Raw genomic sequence first — 24,243 nt, 5'->3', positions numbered from 1 at the left:
AAGACCATCCTTGCGCGGGCATCCGGTCCAGGCCGGATGCCCATTTCCTTCACGAAAGCGCCCCCCTATGTATCTGACAGAAAGGTCGGGATGGCCGCGCACCATGCGTCGCCTCGCGACGGCCGGCATCATGCTGCTCGGCACGACGAAGGCCCATGCCTCGGACATCACCCTTGGCATCATCGGACCGCACGAATACGACCTGCCCGTCGATTTCCAGCCGTTCAACGTGCTGGTGCAGTACGGTGACGGCAACGCCGCGGGAAGCACCTATAACAGCCTCGGCCAGCGCCGGGCCGAGGGGGGCAGCCATACCTGGTCCGGCCTGACGAAATACGTCCATTTCCGCAGTTTCGAGGCGATCCCGCATGTCGGCTTCGCGTTCGAACTGATCCAGGGCGAAAGCTACACGCTGGCGAACGGCACCAGTTCCGGCGGGCTCGGCCCCACCATCGTCGGCCCCGCCGCCTGGTTCAAGCCGAACGCCCACAGCACGTTCGGCTTCCAGACCTTCATGCAGACGCCCCTGGGCACCAGGACCGCGACATCGCCCGAATACTGGTCGAATATCTCAAGCTTCATATTCGATTATGAATGGAAGCATTTCAGCTTCGACGGCGACGCCGGGACGGTCACCGGATCGACCAGGCATGTAAAGGGCCAGCACAGCTACGACCCCGGTGTCGTCTTCTACACCAACCTGCGCTTCAGTTGGAAAGCCACGAAGCTGATCGAACCGTTCTTCGCGTTCGACTGGCAGAACGTGACGGGGACCTACGACCACACCGCCGGCAGGGACCTCGATGATTCGAACAGCCGCGAAGTGGCCATGGGCCCGGGGCTGATGTTCAACATCTCGCAGCACCTGTCCTTCACGACGCGCTACCAGCACTCGGTCGAGGGCCGCAATACCCCGGAAAGCAACGCCTATTACGTCAAGTTCGTTTATCTCTGGTAAGCGCGTTAGAAAATATGACAAAAGACGGACCCCGCGCACGGCGGCAGGATTGATGCTGTATGGGTGACAGGCCTCTCCGGGCCGGCAGGGGGGCGGGGAAGCGGAACGCCGGTGAAACGACGCGCGAACGGTGATGGGACATGAGGTCGGCTTGCGGCAAGGATTCCGGTGCCCATCTGTCCTGCCGTCCCCCCGCGGGGGCCGGCACCGGCGAGGTCGCGAAATCCTGGCAACGGTGCGCGGGATCGTATCAGCTTGACCCGGCCCAGGGATGGCGGGCGGAAATCCTCTCCGGCGCGGAGTTCCGCCATATCAGCGGCCGTTCCGCGACCCTGCTGAAGATGGCGGTCCCCGAGATGCGCCGGCTGTTCACCCTGGTGCAGGGGCTGAACCTGATGGTGCTCCTGGCCGATTCCGATGCCACGATCCTGGCGCGCAGCGTCGATGAAACGCACCTGCTCACCTGCCGGCGGCTGCAGTTGCGCGAGGGCGCGATGTGGGACGAGCGCGTGGCGGGAACCAACGGCATCGGCACGTCCGTCCGGGACGGCTGCCCCATCTTCCTGGGCGAGGGCGAGCACTGGCGTTTCTGCTTCTCGCTCCTGGCCAGCTATGCCGCGCCGATTTTCGATTCACAGGGGCGCGTCGCGGGGGCGATCAACCTCGCGGCCCTCAGCGGAGATTCGACACGCCCTGTGGCGTCCCTGGTGCTGGAAACGCTGCTGCAATCGGCACGCCGGATCGAGGAACGGCTGTTCCGGGAACGCTATGTGGGCCAGCGGGTGCTGACCCTCGGTCCTGACGAAGGGTGTTCGGCGCCGCTGGTCTCCATCAATGATGACGGGCAGATCACCGGTGCGACCCATGCCGCGCGCAGTCTTGCGGGCTGGACCGACGACATGATCCAGAAACATCCCAACCTTCTGACCAAGCTGGAATCCAGCAGCGAGATCAGCTTCCAGAAGGCCGAGGAGCATGTCCTCCGCTCCGCCCTGGCAATGTCGCTGGGCAATGCCAGCGCGGCGGCGCGCAGCCTGGGAATCAGCCGCGCCACGCTGTATCGCAAATTGAAATCCCTCGGCCTGACATAGGGGCCGCCCCGTTGAACCGGGCACCGTCCGGACCATATGCATTGCCATGTATGCAGGACCTTTCCTCGGAGATATCCTTCCGCCCGTGACCGACGAGGTCATGCGTCGCCTGCGGCGCATCCGGCGTCTGGCGTGGCTGCTCGATGCCGCCGTGCGCGTGCCGGGCACGCGCTTTCGCCTTGGCGCGGCCTCGCTGGTCGGACTGTTCCCCGCTGCGGGCAGCCTGGTGCTGGGGATGGTTTCGCTGTCCATCGTCTGGCAGGCGTGGCGGATGGGCGTGCCGCGGGTGCTGCTGATGCGCATGATTGTGAACGTGGCGCTGGAAACCCTGGTGGATACCGTGCCGCTGGCCGGGGATGCGTTCGATACGGTGTTCAAGGCCAACATGCGCAACGTGGCGCTGGTCGAACGCTATCTGAACGTCGGTCCCGGACCGTGGCGGGAATAAGCCGCACGATCTGCGTCCTGGCGCGATAGCCCGCATGCCGCACTGGCGCATCGGGGCGGGCGCGGTGCGGAATTCTTGTTCCGAAGTGGAAACCAATGGCGCTGCCGCGCAACACGGCGCCAAAGGCGGGAATTCGAAATATTGATGGAACGAACGGGGTTGTTTCGTTGCCATCACTTTCATGTGAGTCCTGTGCCGCCGGCCGGTCCGCGTCGTTAGAGCCCTACAGTGGCTGAATCCGGCAAAGGTTCGCGCCCCGTTGCTCTCCCCGATCATGAAGGCCAGGAAGAATGGATCGTCACCATCAGGCGCCTCCCGGTTTGATCCGGGTGCTTTCCGTCGCTTCGGAAATGTTTCCGTTCGTCAAGACGGGGGGGCTTGGTGATGTGGTCGGATCGTTGCCTGTCGCGCTGCGCGCCGAGGGCATCGCCGTGACGACGCTGCTGCCCGGCTACCCTGCGGTGCTGGACGCGCTGGAAGGCCCGGTCCGGGTGGCGGAACTCACGCCCCTGCCGGGGGTCACGGTGTCGGTGCTGGAGGGCCATGCCGCCGGGCATCATCTGCTGGTCATCGACTGTCCGACCCTGTTCCGGCGCAAGGGCAATCCATACCTTGCCCCCGAGGGGGTGGACTGGCCCGACAACGGCGTGCGGTTTGCAACCTTGTCGCGCGTGGCGGCCACGATCGCGCAGGGCCAGGTCGCGGCCTTCTGTCCGGACCTGGTGCTGGCCCATGACTGGCAGTCGGGGCTGACGGCGGCCTATCTGCATTATGACGGCCTGCCCGCCGCGCCGGTGGTGCATACCATCCACAACCTCGCCTTCCAGGGACGCTTTCCCGCCAGGGACCTGGAACAGTTCGGCCTGCCGCCGCATGCGTTTGCGATGGAGGGCGTGGAATATCATGGCGATATCGGCTTCCTGAAGGCCGGCCTGTATTTCGCGACCTGGATCACCACCGTCTCGCCGACCTATGCCCGGGAAATCCAGAGCCCCGAATGGGGCATGGGGCTGGAGGGACTGCTGCGGACGCGGTCGGACCGGCTGATCGGAATCCTGAACGGGATCGACACGACCGACTGGAACCCGGCGACCGATCCCGCCGTGCTGTTTCCCTACCAGGTGGGCGACATACGCGGCCGCCACCCCAACAAGCGCGCCTTCCAGGCCGAATTCGGCCTGCGCCAGGACCCGGACGTGTTCCTGCTGGGCCTGGTCAGCCGCATGACGGGGCAGAAGGGGGTGGATATCCTGGCCGAGGTGGTGCCGCGCGTCCTTGACGACCGGACGCAGATCGTCGTCGTCGGCAGCGGCGACGCGGCCATGGAACAGGCTTTCGCCCGGCTGTCGCGCCGTTTCCCGGACCGTATGGCGTGCCATATCGGGTATAGCGAGCCGCTGGGCCACCGCATCCAGGCCTCGGCCGACAGCCTGCTGATCCCGTCGCGCTTCGAACCGTGCGGCCTGACGCAGCTCTGCGCGGTCCGCTATGGCTGCGTCCCCATCGCGGCGCGGGTCGGCGGCCTGGCCGACACCATCATCGACGCCAACACGGCGGCCATGACCAGCGACGTCGCGACCGGCCTGCTGTTCGGGCCGACCGATGCCGACACCCTGGTGGGTGCGATCCGGCGCGGCGCCATGCTGTTCCGCCATCCGCCCTACTGGGCCAGCCTGCAGCGCAACGGTGCGCGGTACGATGTCTCCTGGGGGCACAAGGCGCATGAATACGCGCAATTGTTCCGCCGCGTGCTGGGCCGCAATGACGCCACGCTGGCCGATCCGGACCAGGATTTCGTCAGTCCGCGGCGGCGCACGCTGGGTCACCGACCCCGCATGCAGGGTCCCACGGGCGCGCCCGGACGGGCAGGGCGGCTGCCCGCCCCCATCGCCCGCCGCGCGCGCGTCCGTGCCAACGATCTGCTTGCCCGCCCGCACTGACGGCGCGGGGCGGCGGGTCCTGTCCGTCCCGCCCGCCTGACTGACGCCGTGTCGTTCCCGCCTGCCGTCTCCCTGTGCCGTCCCATGCCTGCCCGCCGGAATCCCGTCATATGAATGCTGCCCGGAACGACTGTACCTACACCCTTCCATCGGGGACCGAAGACCTGCTTGCCGGAACCTGTCCCGATCCGTTCTCCATCCTGGGGCGGCACCCGCATGGCCGCGTGGACATCGTCCGCGCCTTCTGCCCCGACGCGCGGGGGGTGCGGCTGGTGGTGCAGCGCCCGCGCTCGGGCCCGGCCGAACGCCCCATGCGCCTGGTCGACGACCGGGGCCTGTATGTCGGCACCGTCCCCGCCGGGGCGCGCTACCGGCTGAAGATCGGCTGGGCCGACGGGTGGGAGGAGATCGACGATCCGTATTCCTTCGGGCTGCTGCTGGGCGACCTGGACCTGCATCTGTTCACCCAGGGCCTGCATCGCGACCTGGATCGCGTGATGGGCGCGCAGGCCATGACCGTGGACGGCGTGGCCGGGGTGCGTTTCGCGGTCTGGGCGCCCAATGCCTTCCGCGTCTCGGTGATCGGCGACTTCAATGTATGGGACGGCCGCCGCCATCCGATGCGCCTGCGCCATGCCGCCGGGATCTGGGAACTGTTCATTCCCGGCATCGGCCCCGGCGAGCGCTACAAGTATGAAATCCTGGATGCCGAACGCCGCCTGCTGCCGCCCAAGGCCGACCCGATGGCGCTGGCGGCGGAACAGCCGCCCGCCACGGCCTCGGTCGTGGCCGATCCCACGCCGTTCGAATGGACCGACGCCGCCTGGATGGAAAACCGCCAGGACCGCCAGGGCATCACCGCCCCGCTGTCGATCTACGAAGTCCATGCCGCGTCATGGCGCCGTCCGGAGGGCGACCCGCAGGGCATCATGCACTGGGACCGGCTGGAGCGGGAACTGATCCCCTACGTGGTGGAAATGGGGTTCAGCCATATCGAGCTGATGCCCATCATGGAACATCCCTTCGACGGGTCCTGGGGGTACCAGACGCTGGGGCTGTACGCGCCCTCGGCGCGCTTCGGCTCGCCCCGGCAGTTCGCCTCGTTCGTGAATGCCTGCCACAATGCGGGGCTGGGGGTGATCCTGGACTGGGTGCCGGCGCATTTTCCCTCCGACGCGCATGGCCTGGCCCTGTTCGATGGGTCTTTCCTGTACGAGCACCAGGATCGGCGTGAAGGATTCCATCCCGACTGGAACACGCTGATCTACAATTTCGGCCGGCACGAAATCCGCGGTTTCCTGATCGGCAGCGCCCTGATGTGGCTGCGGCGCTATCATATCGACGGGCTGCGGGTCGATGCCGTGGCCTCGATGCTCTATCGCGACTACAGCCGGCGCGAGGGGGAATGGATCTCGAACATCCATGGCGGGCGCGAAAACCTGGAAGCGATCGCGTTCCTTCGCGGCCTGAACACCACGATCGCGGAACTCTGCCCCTCGGCGGTCATGATGGCGGAGGAATCGACGGCCTGGCCCGGCGTCAGCCAGCCGGTCGTCGATGGCGGGCTGGGCTTTTCCTACAAATGGAACATGGGCTGGATGCACGACACGCTGGCCTACATGTCGCGCGACCCGATCTGGCGGCGCTATCACCATTCCGAAATCATGTTCGGCCTGCACTACGCTTTTTCGGAACGATTCGTGCTGCCCCTGTCGCATGACGAGGTCGTGCACGGCAAGGGCTCGCTGATCGCGCGCATGCCCGGTGACGAATGGCGCAAGCATGCCGGTCTGCGCGCCTATTTCGCCTTCATGTGGGCCCATCCGGGCAAGAAGCTGCTGTTCATGGGCGGCGAACTGGCCCAGCCGCACGAATGGCATGCCGATGGCGAACTGGCCTGGTACGGTCTGGCGCAGCCGCTGGTCCAGGGGGTGCAGACCCTGGTCCGCGACGTCAACCGGCTGTATGCCGCCTATCCCGCCCTGCATCGTGCCGACTGCACGCCCGACGGCTTCGCCTGGGTGATCGGCGACGACAGCGACAACGCCGTCTTCGCCTGGCTGCGCATGGCACCGGGCGTCGCCCCGGTGCTGGTGGTGTGCAACATGACGCCGATACCCCGCCCGCTATATCGCGTCGGCGTGCCGTGCGGCGGATACTGGCGCGAACTGCTGAATACCGATGCCGGAGAGTACGCGGGTTCGGGCATGGGCAACGGCGGCGGCGCGCAGGCCCTGCCCGAGCCGTCGCATGGCTACGACCAGTCCTGCGTGCTGGTCCTGCCGCCCCTGGCGGTGCTGTACCTCTCGCCCGAATCCTTTGGCGGGGGCTGGGCATGATGCGCTTCCCCACCCGGCTGATGCCGGGGGCGGACACGCCGCTGGGTGCGAGCTGGGACGGGCTGGGCGTCAATTTCGCGGTCTTCTCCGCCAACGCGCTGCGGATCGACCTGTGCATCTTCGATCCCTCGGGCCGGCGGGAAATCGCGCGGTTCGAACTGCCCGAACGCACCGATGAAGTCTGGCACGGCTACCTGCCCGACGCGCGGCCCGGACTGTTGTACGGCTATCGCGCCTATGGTCCGTACGAACCGCTGCGCGGTCATCGCTTCAATCCGCACAAGCTGCTGGTCGATCCCTATGCCCGCGCGCTGCACGGGCAACTGAGCTGGTCGGATTCGCTGTTCGGCTACCGCATCAGCTCGCCGCGCGGCGACCTGTCGATCGACCGGCGCGACAGTGCCCCCGCCATGCCGAAAAGCGTCGTGACCAACGACGCCTTCAACTGGGGCGACGACCGGCTGCCGCGCGTGCCGTGGGACCGCACCGTGATCATGGAAGCCCACCTGCGCGGGCTGTCGATGCGCCGCAGCGAACTGACCCCGGTCGAACGCGGTACCTTCCGCGCCCTGGCCGACCCGCAACTGATCGACCATCTGCTGCGCCTGGGCATCACCACGCTGGAACTGATGCCCGTCCACGCCTTCGTCAAGGACCGGTTCCTGCTGGAGAGGGGCCTGACGAACTACTGGGGCTACAATACGCTGGCCTTCTTCGCGCCCCATGCCGGCTACCTGGCCGAAGGCTCGCCGCACGAGGTCCGCACCGCCATCCGCCGCCTGCACGCGGCGGGGATCGAAGTGGTGCTGGACGTCGTCTACAATCATACGTGCGAAGGCAACGAACTGGGTCCCACCCTGTGCTATCGCGGCCTGGACAACGCCGTCTATTACCGTCTGGTGCCCGAGGACGAGCGGCACCTGATCAACGATACCGGCTGCGGCAACACGCTGAACCTGTCCCATCCCAGGGTCTTGCAGATGGTCATGGATTCGCTGCGGCACTGGGCGGTCGATTTCCATGTCGACGGCTTCCGCTTCGACCTGTGTTCCACCCTGGGGCGCGAAAGCTATGGCTTCGACCAGGCCTGCGGCTTCTTCGACGTGCTGCGCCAGGACCCGGTCCTGTCGAAGCTGAAACTGATCGCCGAACCCTGGGACCCGGGGCCGGGCGGCTATCAGCTGGGCAACCATCCGCCGGGTTTCGCCGAATGGAACGACCGGTTCCGCGACACGGTGCGGCGGTTCTGGCGCGGTGATTCGCTGCAGCGCGGCGACATGGCGGCGCGACTCAGCGGCTCGGGCGATATCTTCGACCGGCGCGGGCGGCGGCCCTGGGCCTCGCTGAATTTCGTGACGTCGCATGACGGCTTCACCCTGACGGACGTCGTCAGCTATGCCGAACGCCATAACGAGGCGAACGGCGAAGGCGGACAGGACGGCCATTCCGATAATTACAGCTCCGGCTGGGGGGTCGAGGGCCCGACCGACGATGCCGGCATCCTCGCCGTGCGCGACCGGGTGCGGCGCGCCATGCTGGCCACGCTGTTCCTGTCGCAGGGCACGCCGATGCTGCTGGCCGGCGACGAATTCGGCCAGACGCAGGACGGCAACAACAATGCCTACTGCCAGGACAACGCGACCGCCTGGCTGGACTGGTCCCTGGCCGACAGCCAGGCCGGACGCTCGCTGGTCGCGTACGTGGCGCGGCTGGCCGCCCTGCGCCGGGCCTATCCCTCGGTGCGCTGGCGCACCTACCTGTATGGCCGTCGCGAAAGCCAGCCCGGCCTGACCGACCTCGCCTGGTACGGCCCCGACGGCGTGCCGATGACGCAGGACGCCTGGAACGACGACCATGGCCGCGTCCTGGGCGTGCTGCGGTCCTGCGCCGATACCTGGAACGGCACCGACACCACCTATCTGCTGATGAACCCGGGGGGCGAGGACGCGGACTGCACCCTGCCGCCGGTCGCGGGCAGCTGGGCCCTGCTGCTGGACAGTGCCAATCCCTCGGCCACGACCGGCCCGGGACAGCCCGGCGGGGGGGCGGAAGCCGCGATGCACTGGACGGTTCCCGCCCATAGCGTCGTCCTGCTGGCCTTCACCCCGCGATCGGACAGATGAAGGGACCCGCCCATGCGCACGACCCACGCCTTTGCCTGCACGTTCGGCGCCACGATGATCACGCCGCACCAGACGCGTTTCCGCCTGTGGGCGCCATCGTGCGACACGGTCGACCTGGAAATCGAGGGTGCGGCGCCGATCGCCATGACTCGCCAGCCCGATGGCGCGTTTGAAATCGTCGCTCCGTGCGGCGCGGGCGCGCGCTACCGCTATCGCGTGCGGCCCGACCTCGCGGTGGCCGATCCCGCCTCGCGCGCGCAGCCGGATGACGTGTTCGGCCCCAGCATGGTAGTCGATCCCCGCGCCTATGCCTGGACGGTCAACGACTGGTGCGGCATGCCGTGGGAACGGACGGTCATCTACGAAATCCATGTCGGCATCGCCGGCGGGTTCCAGGGCGTGCGCGCCCGGCTGTCGCAACTGGCGGCGCTCGGCATCACCGCCGTCCAGTTGATGCCGCTGTCGGAATTTCCCGGCGGGCGGAACTGGGGGTATGACGGCGTGCTGCCCTACGCCCCGGAATCGTCCTACGGCACGCCGGAGGACCTGAAGGCGCTGATCGACCACGCCCATGGGCTGGGGATGATGGTCTTCCTCGATGTGGTCTATAATCATTTCGGACCGGACGGTAATTTCCTGTCGGCCTACGCGGCCCCGTTCTTCCGGTCCGACCGGCCCACGCCCTGGGGCGAGGCCATCGATTTCCGCCAGCCGGCGGTGCGCACCTACTTCACCGAAAATGCCTTGTACTGGCTGATGGAATACCGGTTCGACGGTCTGCGTCTGGACGCGGTGCACGCCATTGCCGACCGTGACTGGCTGGTCGAGCTGGCGGCGCGGGTCCGTGCCCGCACCGAAGCCGGGCGGCACGTCCATCTGATCCTGGAAAACGAAAACAACGATGCCGGCCTGCTGCAGTCGGGCTTCGACGCGCAATGGAACGATGACGGCCATAACGCGCTGCATGTTCTGCTGACCGGTGAGGATGAAGGATATTACAGGAATTTTTCCGACGACCCGACCGCCCATCTGGCACGGGTTCTCGGCCAGGGCTTCGCGTTCCAGGGCGAGGTGTTTCCCACGCTCAAGCGGCCGCGCGGCATGCCGTCGGGCAGCCTGCCGCCCAGCGCCTTCATCCTGTTCCTGCAGAATCACGACCAGATCGGCAATCGCGCGCTGGGCGACCGGCTGACGGTCCTGGCCGATCCGCGTGCCCTGCGCGCGGCCTATGGCCTGCTGCTGCTGTCGCCGCAGATTCCGCTGCTGTTCATGGGCGAGGAATGGGGGTCGCGCCGGCCGTTCCTGTTCTTCACCAGCCATTCGCCCCATCTGGGGCAGATCGTGCGCGATGGCCGCCGCCGCGAATTCGCCGCCTTCGCCCATTTCAGCGATCCCGCGCGGCGGGAACAGATTCCCGATCCCAACCAGCCCGAAACCTTCGCCGCCTCGGTCCCGAACGCGCGCGAGGCCGCCGGACCCGCCGGACGCGGCTGGCAGGACCTGTTCGCGACCCTGCTGCGGCTGCGGCGGCACCATGTCGTACCGCGCCTGCGCGGCGCGCGGGGGCTGGGCGCGCAGCCGATCGGCCCCGCCGCCGTGGCGGCGCGCTGGCGCATGGGCGACGGCGCGGTGCTGGCGATCGCGCTCAATCTGGGCGAGGGCGTGGTGCCCCTGCCGGACTGGGTCGCCGGCACCGTGCTGTTCGACGGTTCGCCCGCCGATGGTTCGCCCGCCACGCCGGCGCCGCCCCAGCGCGATCTCGACCCGTACAGCGTGACCGTCCGCCTTCTTGAGGTCGCCCATGGATGACCGATCGCTTCGTACCCGGGCGCGCCGGGCGGGGCTGGCGACATCGTGGCGGGATACCGGCGGCACGCTGCACCGCGTCGGCGTCGACAGCCTGCGCAGCCTGCTGCGCGTGCTGGAGGGCGGTCCCGCCATCCGGGCCGGCCTGCCGCCGATGGTGGTGGGCCAGGCCGGCATCCGGACGCCCCTGACGCTGGCGTCCCGGGCGGACCATCCGTCCTTCCACCTGGAGTGCGAGGACGGGACGATCGTCACCGGCCGCGCCACCCGCGCGCGGGACGGCCACCTGACGCTGCCGCCTGTCCACCAGGTCGGCTACCATGTGCTGGATATCGGGGGCGTGCGCGCCGTGCTCGCCATCGCGCCGTCCTGCTGCCACACGGTGGCCGAGGCGATGCAGGACGGGCGGGCATGGGGCCTGGCGGCGCAGATCTACGGCCTGCACGCGCCGCATGACGGCGGGATCGGCCATTTCGGCGCATTGGCCGACCTGGCGACGCAGGCGGCCGCGGTCGGTGCCGATGCGCTGGCGATCAGCCCGGTCCACGCCATGTTCGCTGCCCGGCCCACGCAATACAGCCCCTATTCGCCGTCCAGCCGGCTGTTCCTGAACGTGCTGCTGGCGGACATGCGCTGCTGGTTCCGGGCCCACGAAATCGGGCAGGTCCAGCGCCGGCTGCGCATTGCCCCCTCGGCGCTGCTGGCGCTGGAAAACGCGCCGCTGATCGACTGGCCCCATGCGGCGGCGTTGCGGATGCAGATGCTGCGCGGCCTGTATGACGATTGCATCCGTGCCGCGCCGCCGGCGGAAATGATGGCCTTCGTCGCCGCCCAGGGGCGCGCGCTGCACTGCCATGCGGTGTTCGAGGCGCTGCATGCCCATCAGCTTGGCCGTGGGCCGCGCGGCGGCAACTGGCGCATGTGGCCCACCGCGATCCGCAATCCCGACAGTCCCGAGGTCGCCCGCTTCGCCGACGAACGCCAGAACGAGGTCGGATTCCACCTTTTCCTGCAATGGCTGGCGGCGCGCAGCCTGGACCGCGCGGACAAGGCCGCGGGCAAGGCCGGGATGAAGATCGGCCTGATCGCCGACCTGGCGATCGGGACCGACCCCGCCGGCAGCCAGTGCTGGACGAACCAGGACGATTTCCTGATCGGCGCTTCGGTGGGCGCCCCGCCGGACCCGCTGGGCCCGCTGGGGCAGAACTGGGGCCTGACCACCTTTTCCCCCGCCGGGCTGCACGCGCACGGTTATCGCGCCTTCATCGACACGCTGCGCGCCGCCATGGCGCGCCAGGGTGGCGCGGACGCACGCGGCGCGGATGCGCAGCGCGGCGGCGGAGTGCGGATCGACCACGTGATGGGCCTGGAGCGGCTGTGGATCATCCCGGATGGTGCCTCGGCCACGGATGGCGCGTACCTGTCCTTTCCGCGCCAGGACCTGATGCGTCTGGTGGCGCTGGAATCGCGCCGGCACGGTTCGGTGGTGATCGGCGAGGATCTGGGCACCGTCTCGCCGGGGTTTCGCGGCCAGGCGGCGCGGCGCGCGATCATGGGCATGAACGTGCTGTGGTTCGAACGCGGGCCGGACGGCGCGTTCCTGCCGCCGGACAAGTGGGGGCGCAACGCCGTGGCCATGACGACGACCCACGACCTGCCCACCGTGGCCGGCTGGTGGCAGGGCAGGGATATCGGCTGGCGCAAGACCCTGCGGCAATTGCCGAAGGGCACGAAGGCCGAGGACGCGCTGGCGGCGCGCGACCATGACCGTGCCGCCCTGTGGGACGCGCTGCGTGCTCCACAAGGCGCCCCGTCCGACGCGCCGGTGCCCCCGCCGACCCCGGACGGCGCGGCCCTGGTGGCCGACGCGGCGGTGGGCTTCGTCGGCGCCACGGCGTCCCCCCTGGCGATCCTGCCGCTGGAAGACGTGCTGGGCCTGCCCGAGCAGCCCAACCTGCCGGGTACGATCTCGGGCCACCCCAACTGGCAGCGCCGCTATCCCGCCGGGCGGGACCTGCTGGCCCAGCCGGATGCCGCCCGCCGGCTGGCCCTGCTGCGCGACGCCCGGCGTACACCCTCCACCCCATGACGACGGATCCTGCCATGTTGGGCCCGCGCGCGACCGTCCGCCTGCAGTTCCATGCCGGTTTCACCCTGGATGACGCGGCGGCGCGGGTCGATTATTTCGCCGACCTGGGCATCAGCCATATCTACGCCTCGCCGCTTCTGGCTGCCCGGCCGGGGTCCACCCATGGCTATGACACGCTCGATTTCGGCCGGGTGAATCCCGAACTCGGCGGGTACGACGCGCTGGTCCGCCTGGTGGCGCGGCTGCGCGCGCGCGGCATGGGGCTGATCCTGGACATCGTGCCCAACCACATGGCGGTGGGCGGCAGCGGCAATGCGTGGTGGGAGGATGTGCTGGCCTGGGGCCGCGCCAGCCGGCACGCGCACATGTTCGACATCGACTGGACCCCGCCGGACGAGACGCTGCGCGACCGCGTGCTGGTGCCCTTCCTGGCCGCGCCGTACGGTGACTGCCTGGCCAAGGGCGAACTGGTCCTGCGCCATGACGCGCAGGACGGGCGCTTCGCCTGCTGGCATTACGAGCACTGCTTCCCGATCTGTCCCAGCCACTACCCCGACCTGTTCGATGCGGACGACGTGCCGCCCCCGGTCGCCGGCGTGCTGGACATGCTGCGCGGCGCCCCGCCCGATGCCGCGGCGGCCTGGCTGCACGTCCTGGCGGACTGGGCGCGCACGCCCGAAGGCGCCACCGCCATCGACCGCGCGCTGGCGCGCTTCGTCCCCGCTACCGGGGCGGGACGCGCCCGGCTGCACGCCCTGCTGGACCGGCAGCATTATCGACTGGCGTGGTGGCGCACGGCGGGCGACATCATCAACTGGCGCCGGTTCTTCGACATCACCGGCCTGGCGGGCGTATGCGTCGAACATCCCGATGTGTTCGACGCGGTGCATGGCACGGTCATCGCGCTGTATGCGCAGGGGCTGATCGACGGCATGCGTGTCGATCATATCGACGGGCTGGCCCGCCCCGGTGCCTATTGCGCGCGGCTGCGTCACGCCCTGGCGGCGGTGGAGGCCCAGCGGCCGGCCGGTCTGCCGCCAGGACCCGCGCTCTACGTGGAAAAGATCCTGGCCGCCGGCGAAACCCTGCCCGCCGGCTGGGGCGTGGACGGCACCACGGGCTATGACTTCCTGGAACAGGTGGACCTGCTGCTGCACGACCAGCGGGGCGAGGGCGCGCTGGACGACCTGTGGGTCTGGGGCGCGGGGGGGGCGACCTCGTTCGATGCCGAACAGCGGGCGGCGCGCGGCATGATCCTGGACCACGCGCTGGGTGCCGACCTGGCGCGGCTGGTCCATGTGCTGGCCGGGCTGGCTCGGCGCGACCCGGCGGCATGCGATTTCACGCCCGCCGCGCTGGCGCGGGTCCTGCGGCGCATCCTGGCGGAATTTCCCGTCTATCGTTCCTATGCCGCCGACGGGCCGCCCCCGGCCGGCACGGGCAATCGCGTCCTGCACGATTCCTGCCGGGCGGCGCGGGCGGGGCTGGCGCCGTCGCAGATGCCGGTGCTGGCGTGGCTGGAACGGCAGTTCGGCGCCGCCGGCCGGCCGGCGGCGGGCGAGGCGATCACGTGTTTCGAACACCTGACCGCCCCCCTGGCCGCCAAGGCGGTCGAGGACACGTCCTTCTATCGCTATGGCCGCCTGCTCTCGCGCAATGATGTCGGCACCCATCCGGGCCACTTCGCGGGAACCGTCGCCGCCTTCCACGCCGCCAACACCGTGCGGCGGCGGGACTGGCCCCGGGCGATGCTGGCGACGGCCACCCACGACCACAAGCGCGGCGAGGATGCCCGCGCCCGCCTGGCCGTCCTGTCGGAATGCGGGCGGGAATGGGCGCGCATCGCGACGGGATGGAGCGCCCATAACGCCCCCCTGCGCGCTTCCATATCGGGGGCCGGCGCGCCCGACCGGGCGGACGAACTGATCCTGTACCAGGCGCTGATCGGCGCCTGGCCGATGACCGATGCGCCGCCGCACGGCAAGGAAGCGGCCGATTTCCGCGACCGCATGGCCGCCTGGCAGCTCAAGGCCCTGCGCGAGGCCAAGCGCCACACAAGCTGGACCGACCCCGACACGGCGTATGAGGATGCGTGCCGTACCTTCCTCGACGCCATCCTGTCCCCCGATCCGTCGAACGCCTTCCTGCCGATGCTGGACGGGTTCATCGGCCGGATCGCGCCCGCAGGGGCGTTGAACGGGCTGGCCCAGACGGCCCTGCGCCTGACCGGCCCCGGCATGCCCGACCTGTATCAGGGGTGCGAGTTCTGGGATCTCAGCCTGGTCGACCCCGACAATCGCCGCCCGGTCGATTTCGATGCCCGCACCCGGGCGCTGGCAGCGGTGACGGCGGGCGAGGCGGATTGCGCGTCGCTTGCCCCGCTCTGGCGCGACGGCCGCGTGAAACAGGCCCTGATCGGCGCGGTGCTGCGTTTCAGGGCCAGCGACCCCGCCCTGTTCATCGAGGGCGCCTATCGGCCCGTCCGGGTGACCGGCGGCCGCCGGCGGAATCTGGTCGCCTTCGCCCGGACGCTGGATCACCGGGCGATGCTGGTCCTCGTCCCCCGGCTGACCCTGGGCCTGACGCCCAGTCCGGCCGACCTGTCCTGTCCGCCGGGTACCTGGCGCGGCACGGCGCTGGACTGGGGCGACGCCCCTTCCGGCCCGTGGCGCTCGCTGCTGCGCCCGGGCCGGACCTTCGACACCGCCGCCGTGCGCGAACTGGCCACGCTGGCCGGCGGGATGCCGCTGGATGTCCTGGTGACCGAATGAGGCGGTTTTCCCTGTTCCGCGTTTTCTGCAGAACAGGGAGAACTCATTTCACCGTCTGGTCGCCGCAGCGGGCCAGCAGGGCGCGCAGATGGTTGACCACCGGAAACACCTCCACGTTCCAGTCGCCGCCCTGGGCGTCCCAGGCCTGCTGCTCCATCTCGACGATCTCGCGGTCTTCCTCGAAGATCCGGTTGGTGAATCCGCCCAGCACCGGCCAGATCACGTCGATCAGGAACGGAATCTTGGGCCGCAGCACGGACAGCAGGCCGAAGGCCCGGCTTTCGCGCTGGTCGGCGCTCTGCGGCACGTAGGCCGCCCACAGCGACATGATCATGTCGCCGTCCTTGTCGACGATGGTCAGCGTCTGGTACGGATATTCCGTCCGGATCGTGACCACTTCCTCGACCGGCTGTTCGCGGCCCTCCAGGTCGCGATGGCGGCCGAAGATCAGCGCCTCGGCCAGCGGCTGGTGGGTCCCCGTGCGGGCGAAGCTGTAGCGCGCCTCGACGAAATCCTCGCCCCGGTCCTGGCCCAGCAGCCGCGAGCGGATCTGCCCCATCTGGCGGCGATGCAGGAACTGATGGTTCATGTCCATCAGGTTCTCATGCATGAACGTGTAATGGCATTTCACGCGCGGACCGAACTGCCGCGTCTTGAAGGCCGGATTGGCCACCTGCGCCAACTTCGGAAACGGCACGGAATCCGCCAGCGCGGGGTCGCCGGGGAAGATGAAGATCAGCCCGCCTTCCTCGCGGCAGGGATAGGTGCGCACGCCGTTCGGCAGCTTGCCCTTGCCCAGATACGGCACGTCGATGCAGCGGCCGGACCGGCCGTACGCCCAGCCATGATAGCAGCACTGGACCGCCTGGCCCTTGACCACGCCCTTGCTCAGCGGCACCTGGCGGTGCGCGCAGCGGTCTTCCAGCGCGAAGACGCCGCCTTCCACCGGGCGGACCAGGGCGATCGGCTGGCCGGCATAGCGCGTGCCGATGGTCTTGCCGACCTTCAGTTCGCGCGACCAGGCCACCGGGTACCAGAAATCGGGATTGCAATCGATGGTCCGCAGATCCCGCGTCCCGGCCGATACCTGTTTCCCATACGCCACGTCCTGGTCCATCGTCCCGCCCTGTTTCTGTTTCTGACTATGCGGCATTGTCTCGCGCCGTCCGCCCGCTGTCCTGCCCGCGTTGCGAAACCGAGCGTTGCAGTATGCGAAAGCATGGCGCCCGTGGCGCAGTGGCCCATTGCATCCCTTGCCAGGGGATTTGACAAGAGCGGATCGCTGTCGCTATCGACCAATGTCTATACAAGTACAGGCAAGCCCCCCGTGATGACCGACTCCCTGATCCTGACCCCGGGTACGCTCTCCCTCGCGGATCTGCGGCGGCTCGCGTTCTCCGCGCCGTCAGTCACGCTGGCGGCGGGGGTGCGTGACACCCTGGCGCAGGCCGCGCGCTCGGTCGACCGGATCGTGGCCGACGGCAGGCCGGTCTATGGCGTCAATACCGGTTTCGGCAAGCTGGCGCGGACGCGCATCGCCGACGCCAACCTGCGCGACCTGCAACGCAACCTGGTTCTCAGCCACGCCGCCGGGATCGGCGCGCCGATGGACGACCGCACGGTGCGGCTGATCCTGCTGCTGAAGGCCAACGGCCTGGCGCGCGGCCATTCCGGCGTGCGGCCCGAAATCGTGGACCTGCTGCTGGAGATGGGCAATCGCGGCGTGCTGCCCGTCATTCCGCAGAAGGGATCGGTGGGCGCGTCCGGCGACCTGGCGCCGCTGGCGCACATGACGGCGGTACTGATCGGCGCGGGGCAGGCCAGGGTGGACGGGCGCGTCCTGCCGGGCGACCAGGCCCTGCGCGCGGTGGGCCTGGCGCCGGTGGAACTGGGGCCCAAGGAAGGGCTGGCCCTGCTGAACGGTACCCAGGCCTCGACCGCGCTGGCGCTGGTCGCCCTGTTCGACGCCGAACGCGTGTTCCAGGCGGCGCTGGTGACGGGTGCGCTGACCCTGGACGCCGCCCGCGGCACCGACGCGCCGTTCGACCCGCGCCTGCACGCCCTGCGCGGGCAGAAGGGACAGATCGAATGCGCCGCCCTCTATCGCGCGCTGATGGCGGACTCGGCCATTCGCGCCTCGCACCGCGAGGATGACGAACGCGTCCAGGACCCGTACTGCCTGCGCTGCCAGCCGCAGGTCATGGGGGCCTGCCTGGACAGCCTGCGCCATGCGGCCTCGGTCCTGCTGATCGAAGCGAACGCCGTGTCCGACAACCCGATCCATTTCGCGGAAACCGACGAAATGCTGTCGGGCGGCAACTTCCATGCCGAACCGGTGGCCATCGCCGCCGACCTGATGGCCATTGCGGTGTCGGAAGTCGGGGCCATCGCGGAACGGCGCCTGGCGCTGCTGGTCGATGCGCAGATGAGCGGCCTGCCCCCCTTCCTGGTCCGGGACAGCGGCGTCAATTCCGGGTTCATGATCGCGCAGGTCACGGCGGCGGCGCTGGCGTCGGAAAACAAGACCCTGGCCCATCCGGCCAGCATCGACAGCCTGCCGACCTCGGCGAACCAGGAGGACCATGTCAGCATGGCCACCTTCGCCGCGCGGCGCGTGGGCGACATCGTGGCCAATGTCCGCGACATCGTCGCCATCGAATATCTGGCGGCCGTGCAGGGGCTCGATTTCCTGGCCCCGCTGCAGACGTCCCGCCCGCTGGCCGGCGCGGCGGCGGCCCTGCGCGCGCGGGTGCCGTTCTATGACCGCGACCGGATCTTCACCCCGGATATCGAGGCCGCGCGGGACCTGATCGCCGATGGCGTGCCGACATTGCTGCCCGGGATTGCCGACGTGCTGCCCCGGCTCGAAGTGTAAGGGTCGTGTAGACCTTACCTGGCCTGTGCCGCCCGCTTCCGCCCCCGCACCACGGCCGTGTCCAGCGCCGAGAGAAATGTCGAGCGATCCGCGCGGGTAAAGCCGCGCCCGCCTTGCGTGATCGCCCCGGTCGCGCGCAGGTCCTCCATCAGGTTGCGCATGGCCAGCGCCATGCCGATCGCGTCCTCGTCCAGGATGCGCCCGCGCGGGTCCAGCACGCAGGCGCCGCGCGCCACGCAGCGCGCCGCCAGCGGAATATCGGCGGATATGACGATGTCGTGCGCGTTCACCTGTTCGGCGATCCAGTCATCGGCCACATCCATCCCTTGCGTCACCACGATCCGCTCGATCAGGGGGGAAGATGGGATGGCGATCATCCGGTTCGACACCACGAACGTCTGTAATCCGTGACGCTGCGCCACGCGATAGGTCTCGTCGCGAACAGGGCAGGCGTCCGCGTCAATGAAAATCCGGATCATGCCCCAGTCCTATGCCGGGGCGTGCGCTGTTGGCAAGGCGACGCGCCACGCTGCCCGGCAGGGACAGGGGGTCAGAACCGCTGCGAAATCCCGGTCAGGATCGTGCGGCGCAACCCGTATTGCGGCGCGCCCACGCCGATTCCGGTTCCATCGCGCAGTTCGTACGTCCGGTCGAACAGGTTGATGACGTCCAGCCGCAGTTGCGTGCGTTTCAGGAACGGCACGTGGAACAGGTCCTGGAACGACTGGACCAGCGACAGGTTGAACGTCACGTATTGCGGCAGCTTGACCCCGTTGGGCACGTCGCCGTCGGCGCGCAGGCCGCTGCCATAGACCATGGTGGCGGACAGCCTGGTCGGGTGGCCGGTGCGGTGGAAGAAGCTGTACGACGCCCCTGCCGACGCCGTCCAGCGCTGGTCATGGTCCAGGTAGATCCAGCGATGCTGGATATAGGCCAGGTCGTCGGGCGAGAAATTGAACTGCGCGCTGGTGATGTCCTTTCCGATCGCCCGCGACCACGCCATGTTGCCGTACAGCGACAGCGGCCCGCGATCGTATGACGTGGCCAGTTCATAGCCGTTCACCTGTCCGCGCCGGTAATTGAAGCCCGACAGGATGATCGGCGCGCCGAACTGGCCCTCGTCGATCAGGTTGTGCGCCAGCTTGTAATAGGCATCGAACGAGACCTGCCACCCCGGCAGCAGGCGCTGCGTGATGCCGGCATCGAAATAATGGTCGCTTTCGGCCTTGACCGTGCTGCTCTGCGGACTTGCCGCCTGCGCGCTGGTGCCGTTGAAGGCGGCGACCGACGCGCCGCTGACCACTTCGAAGGGCGGCGGCGTGAAATAGCGCGAATATCCGGCATGCAGCGTGGTTCCGCGCCACGGTGTCCAGACCAGGTTCAGTCGCGGGCTCAGTTGCTGCTGGTGGGTGTATTCGTCCACCCCGTCCATCCGCAGCCCGTAATTCACCGTCAGGTTGCGCAGCGGCTTCCATTCGTCCTGGATATACAGGCCCCAGATGGTCCCCGTCAGCCCGCTGCCCTGATGGATCGATTCCGGCGTCGTGCCGAACACGGCATTGCCTGCCGCATCGGTGCCGGTCTGCGGAAAGACCAGAGAATCCGTCTGCGACACGTTCCGTTCGACGAACACCTGGTAGCCGAAGCGCACGGTATGCCGGGGCGCCACCCGCCAGGTCACGTCGCTTTGCGTCCCTGACGAGAACACCGACCGCGACGCCTGCTGCGCGATGCCGTTATAGACCAGGTCCCCCAGCATGTCGGGCGAATAATCCAGGCTGCTGTAGCGCAGGAAAGCCGAACTTTGCAGGCTGAACCGTCCGATTTCCTTCTGCAGCGACAGGATGGCGAAATCCGTGATCTCGCGCTGGCGTTCGTCCAGGCTGGCGCTGTCGACGCTGCCGGCCAGTTGCTGTGCCAGTGCGCTGCCGGCGAAGGACGGCTGCTGAAACTGCGTCTGCTGACCGGGATTGTTCGGAAGCTGGTATTCCGCGTTCGATACCCCGGCAATCAGGCTGATGCGCGTATCGTCGTCGGCGGTATAGCGCAGGTGCCCCAGGAAATGGTACTGGTTCGTCAGGTCGTGCAGCGCGTTGAAGCTGGAGGTGGTGTTCTCGATCCCCACCCGGTCATGCACGAAATCCCCGGTGGCGAAATAATCCCATTTTCCGCTATGTCCGCCATATTGCAGGGACGGAAAGAAATAGTCCCGCGCGCCGCCATAGATCGAGGCCTCGCCCCCCGGATCGGTGGTGCCGTTCTTGGTCGTGATGTCGATCACCGCCGCCTGCAGGAACCCGTATTCGCTGGGCAGCGCGCCGGTCGTCATGGTCATGGAATCGGCGAAGCGCGTCATCAGCGTCTGGCCGAACACGGTCAGCCCTTCGGGCAATTGCACGCCGTCCAGCCGGAACTGGACCTCGTTATGGTCGCCGCGCACATGGATCTGGCCGTAACTGTCCTGCGCCACGCCGGGGGCCTGCAGCAGCACGCTGTTCAGCGGCGCGTTGTCGCCGCCCGGCACGGTCTCGATGGCGTTGCGGCTGAAGCTGTAGACCGTGGCCCCGGTCGAAGGCTGCAATGCGGCCCGTGCCCGGTCCAGCCGTGCGGTGACGGTGATCGATTCGGGCGCCGAGGCGGAGGGCTGGCCCGGTGCCGCACGGGTGGTCACCGTCGTTGCGGCCGGCCGTGCCTGCGTCTGCCCGGGTGCGGTGTGCCGGGCGTCGGCCGGCCCGGTTCCTGCCGGGGCCGGCGCATCCGGCGTTCCGGCCCAGGCCGGCAATGTCACGGATGCCATCCCTGACGACAGCAGGCTCAACAGGGCAAAACGGGTGCTGCGGGGAAGGGGCATGGGGGCAATCGGTCCAGAGCAGGAGGAAACGGCGGGCAGGGGCCAGGCGGCCCCGTCCGTCTCCCTTAAACCGTATGATATAACGTTTCAATATGCTCCGTCGCAGTTTGGGCGGGATTTCCCCCGCTGTTGCGTCATGACAACAGGATGGCACGAAAAAGGGCGCCTTCCCGAGGGAAGGCGCCCCTGACAGGCCCGGGCCCGCTTTCCGTATCGTGCCTGCTCAGAACTCCGTGTTGACGTTGCCGAAGAACTCGCGGACCGCGCCGCGCTCCATCGACTGGTAATCCCCGGTCACGGGGAAGCCGTTTTCGCCCATCATCGCGATATATTTGGAATTGAAGAGGTTGTAGACGTTGAAGTCGAGCGTGACGTTCTTGAAGACGCTGTAGTCGCCGAACCGGTAGCGCGCGCCGCTGTTGGCCAGCCAGTAGGGCGCCACATGCGTGTCGTTCATGACCGAGAACGGACGGCTGGAATAGTAGTTCGCGTCGAAATGCACCGTGAACCGATGCCACGTATAGCTTACGTTCGTCTTGTACATGAAGGACGGATAGGCATCCATCTTCTTGCCGTAGAGGTCGCAATTGCCCTCGGTCGGGCAGGCGTTCACATGCGCGCCGTAGGTGAAGTGGTTGTAGCTGAAGCTGTTATAGATCGACAGGCCCGGATAGGGCGTGATGGTCGCCGTGGCGTCCGCGCCCCACATGCCGGCCTTCTGCGTATCGATGACCGACGATGTGGGATTGTTGAGGTCCCCGACCGAGGCGGAGATCAGGCGGTGGTAATCGTCCGAGCGATAGCCGTCCAGCGAGATCACGGCCAGCCGGGACGAATAGCGATAGCCCAGCAGATAGGTGAAGTCCTTTTCCGGCCGCAGGGTCTTCTGCAATTGCTGGAACACCTGCTGCGAGGTCTGCGCCGGGGTGGAACCGTCCGTGGGCGTCGGAACCGACACGGCCCAGGGCGAGGCGACGCCGCTGGCACCGCCGGTGCCCGCGATGCTGTAGGGACGCATGTTCTCGGCCATGTCGAAATAGATCTCGTTATGGGGCAGGAAGCGCCAGTCGAGATTGACATGCGGCAGGAACGCCGCCGACGACGTCATGCTGCCGTTCGGCAGCGGCCCGTAATTGAACGCCTCGTTGTTGTAGTTCGCCCCGCCCGATGTCGTCTGGAGCATGGACTTGAAGCCGTAATTGATCGCAACGGTACGAAGCGGCCGCCACGTATCCATGAAATGATACTGGAACGTGTTGGTGTTCCACTGGAAGCCGTAATTCTGCATGAAGGCCGGCCCGTAGGTGGTGTAGGGGCCCACGGTCTTCAGCGGCGCGCCCTGGCCCAGCAGCGGCTCGTTATACCAGAACTGCGAGTACGCCTGGTTGTTGTTCTCGAACCAGACGCCGCTATGGATCGTGTGATCGGCGATGTGGTACTCCAGCGCCGTCTGGAAGCCGTAGCGTTCCTGCCTGGGCTGCCACACCTGTTCCGACAGCGGCGCGCCGGTGGCGGACGGCTGGTAGGGATCGCCGTACGTGTCGTATTCGGTGTCGCTGTGGCCATAGATCGTCGATGTCCAGCGCAGGCGGTCGGTCACCGCCACGTCGAAGTTCAGGCCGCCGACATAATTGACCGTATGCTGACCGGCATCATAGAAGGCGACCCCCGCCTGCTCGTTGGTGTTGATCCAGCCCGCCGGCAACTGGGCCTTGCCCCGGACGCCAGGCGGCGTCGCGCAGGACGGCGTGGTGCCGTCGCAATAATTGACCCAGTTCGCGGCGGCATAGGCGGCGGCATAATTGGGGTAGAAGGATTCGGTGCGCCAGCCCAGCGTGTTCAGGATATCGAGCGATTTATCGGCATAGCCCCAGACCTCGGCATCGGACCAGTTGAAGAAGGCGGACATGCGGCTGTTCGGGCCCAGCGGCTGCACCAGCTTGGCATCGACCTGCTGCATGAAGGCCGGGCTGGGCGAATCATATTTTTCTTCATAGTTGCGGGCGTAGGAGACGAAGAATTTCGTGCCGGTCGGATTGAGCTGGCCGCTGTCGATGCGGACATAGGTGTGCTTCATGGCGTAGGAGCCGAAGCCCTGGCTGACCTTGCCGCCGAACTTGTCCTTCGGGTCACCCGTGAAGAACTGCATCGTGCCGCCGAGGTTGGTGTTCGACGGGATATCCACCGCCCCCGCGCCCTGCGAGACGTTGGTGCGTTCGATGTCGTCGGAAATGGCGGTATTGGCGATGTTGACGCCATTGAGGTTGCCGTAGGTCTGGTCGTTCAGTGGAATGCCGTCCAGCGACATGCCGAGCTGATCCATGAAATAGCCGCGCATATAGACATTGGCGCCCCAGGTATCGAGGCCGAGCGCGTCCGTGGAACTGAAGCTGACGCCCGGGACCTGGGTCAGCGACTTCAGAATGTTCGTTCCCGCGACCTGCTGCTCGATCATCGCCCTGGTTACGAGGTTTTCGGCATTGTGCGGAATGTTGCGGCGCGCGGTGACGGCGACGGATTCCTCCTGCGGCGCCGGGGTGGCGGCGGCCTTGCGCGCGCCCGGCTTCGACGCACCGGGTTTCGCCGTGCCGGATTTCGGTGTGCCGGATTGCGGCGTTCCGGAGGCGGCCTTGCGTGCCTGCGTGTCCTGCGGCGCGTCGGCCCGGGCGATATTGGCGAGGGCCGTCGAAGCCAGAATCGCGCACAGGGTCCAGGACATTTTTTGCCGCATAAAGCTATTCCGTTTAATTTCCGATACGTAATAAAGTTACGGAATCGGAACTGGTGCGGCAACCCGATGGCTGTCCGGGTTGCCTGCGGCGTAACAAAATTTATTGCGATGATGCAAGAGTGTCACACAGGCCGCCAGCCTGTGTGACGCGGACATTACGGAAAATAAGGTAAAATCATATTGGCGCGAGCGCGCGGCGGCCCTATGCGTGGGCCTGCCCC

The 24,243-nt window shown here is 67.7% G+C and carries 14 protein-coding genes; 10 read left to right on the top strand and 4 right to left on the bottom strand.

The window, feature by feature from the left end; genetic code table 11:
* The first annotated feature begins 103 nt into the window (after window positions 1-103).
* The 9 genes from GDIA_RS07330 (at window position 104) to treY (ending at window position 15,565) form a co-directional block, all read left to right on the top strand.
* A complete protein-coding gene (locus GDIA_RS07330) occupies window positions 104-958 on the top strand; it encodes a transporter (protein WP_231854196.1) in 855 nt (284 codons plus the stop codon).
* A 140-nt stretch (window positions 959-1,098) separates the two neighbouring features.
* Entirely contained in the window at window positions 1,099-2,049 is a 951-nt protein-coding gene (locus GDIA_RS07325; protein ID WP_012223018.1) for a helix-turn-helix domain-containing protein, read from the top strand.
* An 85-nt stretch (window positions 2,050-2,134) separates the two neighbouring features.
* Window positions 2,135-2,497, top strand: coding sequence for a DUF4112 domain-containing protein (locus GDIA_RS07320; RefSeq protein ID WP_390614178.1), 363 nt, complete (start codon window positions 2,135-2,137; stop codon window positions 2,495-2,497).
* 350 nt (window positions 2,498-2,847) lie between these two features.
* The gene (gene glgA / locus GDIA_RS07315; protein ID WP_244455120.1) at window positions 2,848-4,437 is read left to right on the top strand and encodes a glycogen synthase GlgA; all 1,590 of its coding nucleotides are present in this window, start codon (window positions 2,848-2,850) and stop codon (window positions 4,435-4,437) included.
* Window positions 4,438-4,547: 110 nt separating this feature from the next.
* Window positions 4,548-6,776 carry a 1,4-alpha-glucan branching protein GlgB gene (gene glgB, locus GDIA_RS07310; RefSeq protein WP_012223025.1) on the top strand — a complete coding sequence of 743 codons (2,229 nt, stop codon included), beginning with the start codon at window positions 4,548-4,550 and terminating at the stop codon, window positions 6,774-6,776.
* The gene (gene glgX, locus GDIA_RS07305; RefSeq protein WP_012553794.1) at window positions 6,773-8,899 is read left to right on the top strand and encodes a glycogen debranching protein GlgX; all 2,127 of its coding nucleotides are present in this window, start codon (window positions 6,773-6,775) and stop codon (window positions 8,897-8,899) included. The genes glgB and glgX overlap by 4 nt, the downstream gene beginning before the upstream one ends.
* A gap of 12 nt (window positions 8,900-8,911) precedes the next feature.
* Window positions 8,912-10,708: a malto-oligosyltrehalose trehalohydrolase gene (gene treZ / locus GDIA_RS07300; RefSeq protein ID WP_012223029.1), complete on the top strand. Its 1,797-nt coding sequence runs from the start codon at window positions 8,912-8,914 to the stop codon at window positions 10,706-10,708.
* Complete coding sequence (gene malQ / locus GDIA_RS07295; protein WP_012223031.1) at window positions 10,701-12,794, top strand: 4-alpha-glucanotransferase; 2,094 nt, start codon at window positions 10,701-10,703, stop codon at window positions 12,792-12,794. Before treZ ends, malQ begins: the two co-directional genes overlap by 8 nt.
* 14 nt (window positions 12,795-12,808) lie before the next feature.
* Entirely contained in the window at window positions 12,809-15,565 is a 2,757-nt protein-coding gene (treY, locus tag GDIA_RS07290; RefSeq protein ID WP_012553793.1) for a malto-oligosyltrehalose synthase, read from the top strand.
* A 43-nt stretch (window positions 15,566-15,608) separates the two neighbouring features.
* Here the strand turns inward: treY and GDIA_RS07285 are convergent, their stop codons facing one another.
* Entirely contained in the window at window positions 15,609-16,682 is a 1,074-nt protein-coding gene (locus GDIA_RS07285) for a Rieske 2Fe-2S domain-containing protein (protein WP_012553792.1), read from the bottom strand.
* Between the two features lie 210 nt (window positions 16,683-16,892).
* Here GDIA_RS07285 and hutH point away from each other — a divergent pair, with 210 nt between their 5' ends.
* Window positions 16,893-18,440, top strand: a complete 1,548-nt coding sequence (hutH, locus tag GDIA_RS07280; RefSeq protein ID WP_012223038.1) for a histidine ammonia-lyase — start codon at window positions 16,893-16,895, stop codon at window positions 18,438-18,440.
* 14 nt (window positions 18,441-18,454) lie between these two features.
* Here the strand turns inward: hutH and GDIA_RS07275 are convergent, their stop codons facing one another.
* The 3 genes from GDIA_RS07275 to GDIA_RS07265 all read right to left on the bottom strand — a co-directional run bounded on the left by GDIA_RS07275 (window position 18,455) and on the right by GDIA_RS07265 (window position 24,022).
* Window positions 18,455-18,919, bottom strand: coding sequence for a YaiI/YqxD family protein (locus GDIA_RS07275; RefSeq protein ID WP_012223040.1), 465 nt, complete (start codon window positions 18,917-18,919; stop codon window positions 18,455-18,457).
* Between the two features lie 71 nt (window positions 18,920-18,990).
* Complete coding sequence (locus tag GDIA_RS07270) at window positions 18,991-21,291, bottom strand: TonB-dependent receptor (protein ID WP_012223043.1); 2,301 nt, start codon at window positions 21,289-21,291, stop codon at window positions 18,991-18,993.
* A gap of 223 nt (window positions 21,292-21,514) precedes the next feature.
* Complete coding sequence (locus tag GDIA_RS07265) at window positions 21,515-24,022, bottom strand: TonB-dependent receptor (protein ID WP_012223044.1); 2,508 nt, start codon at window positions 24,020-24,022, stop codon at window positions 21,515-21,517.
* Window positions 24,023-24,243: the final 221 nt, after the last annotated feature.

The sequence above is a fragment of the Gluconacetobacter diazotrophicus PA1 5 genome (genome assembly GCF_000021325.1).
In the GTDB taxonomy this organism is placed as follows: Bacteria; Pseudomonadota; Alphaproteobacteria; order Acetobacterales; family Acetobacteraceae; genus Gluconacetobacter; species Gluconacetobacter diazotrophicus.
Note: the sequence above shows the minus strand (reverse complement) of the source record. Positions and strands in the feature narration are given on the sequence as shown.

Coding starts and splice junctions, on each gene's coding strand:
- malQ (WP_012223031.1), top strand. CDS start 10,701: ATGGATGACCGATCGCTTCGTACCCGGGCGCGCCGGGCGGGGCTGGCG.
- glgX (WP_012553794.1), top strand. CDS start 6,773: ATGATGCGCTTCCCCACCCGGCTGATGCCGGGGGCGGACACGCCGCTG.
- GDIA_RS07285 (WP_012553792.1), bottom strand. CDS start 16,682: ATGGACCAGGACGTGGCGTATGGGAAACAGGTATCGGCCGGGACGCGG.
- glgA (WP_244455120.1), top strand. CDS start 2,848: ATGTTTCCGTTCGTCAAGACGGGGGGGCTTGGTGATGTGGTCGGATCG.
- GDIA_RS07330 (WP_231854196.1), top strand. CDS start 104: ATGCGTCGCCTCGCGACGGCCGGCATCATGCTGCTCGGCACGACGAAG.
- GDIA_RS07270 (WP_012223043.1), bottom strand. CDS start 21,291: ATGCCCCTTCCCCGCAGCACCCGTTTTGCCCTGTTGAGCCTGCTGTCG.
- GDIA_RS07265 (WP_012223044.1), bottom strand. CDS start 24,022: ATGCGGCAAAAAATGTCCTGGACCCTGTGCGCGATTCTGGCTTCGACG.
- GDIA_RS07275 (WP_012223040.1), bottom strand. CDS start 18,919: ATGATCCGGATTTTCATTGACGCGGACGCCTGCCCTGTTCGCGACGAG.
- GDIA_RS07325 (WP_012223018.1), top strand. CDS start 1,099: ATGAGGTCGGCTTGCGGCAAGGATTCCGGTGCCCATCTGTCCTGCCGT.
- treY (WP_012553793.1), top strand. CDS start 12,809: ATGTTGGGCCCGCGCGCGACCGTCCGCCTGCAGTTCCATGCCGGTTTC.
- treZ (WP_012223029.1), top strand. CDS start 8,912: ATGCGCACGACCCACGCCTTTGCCTGCACGTTCGGCGCCACGATGATC.
- glgB (WP_012223025.1), top strand. CDS start 4,548: ATGAATGCTGCCCGGAACGACTGTACCTACACCCTTCCATCGGGGACC.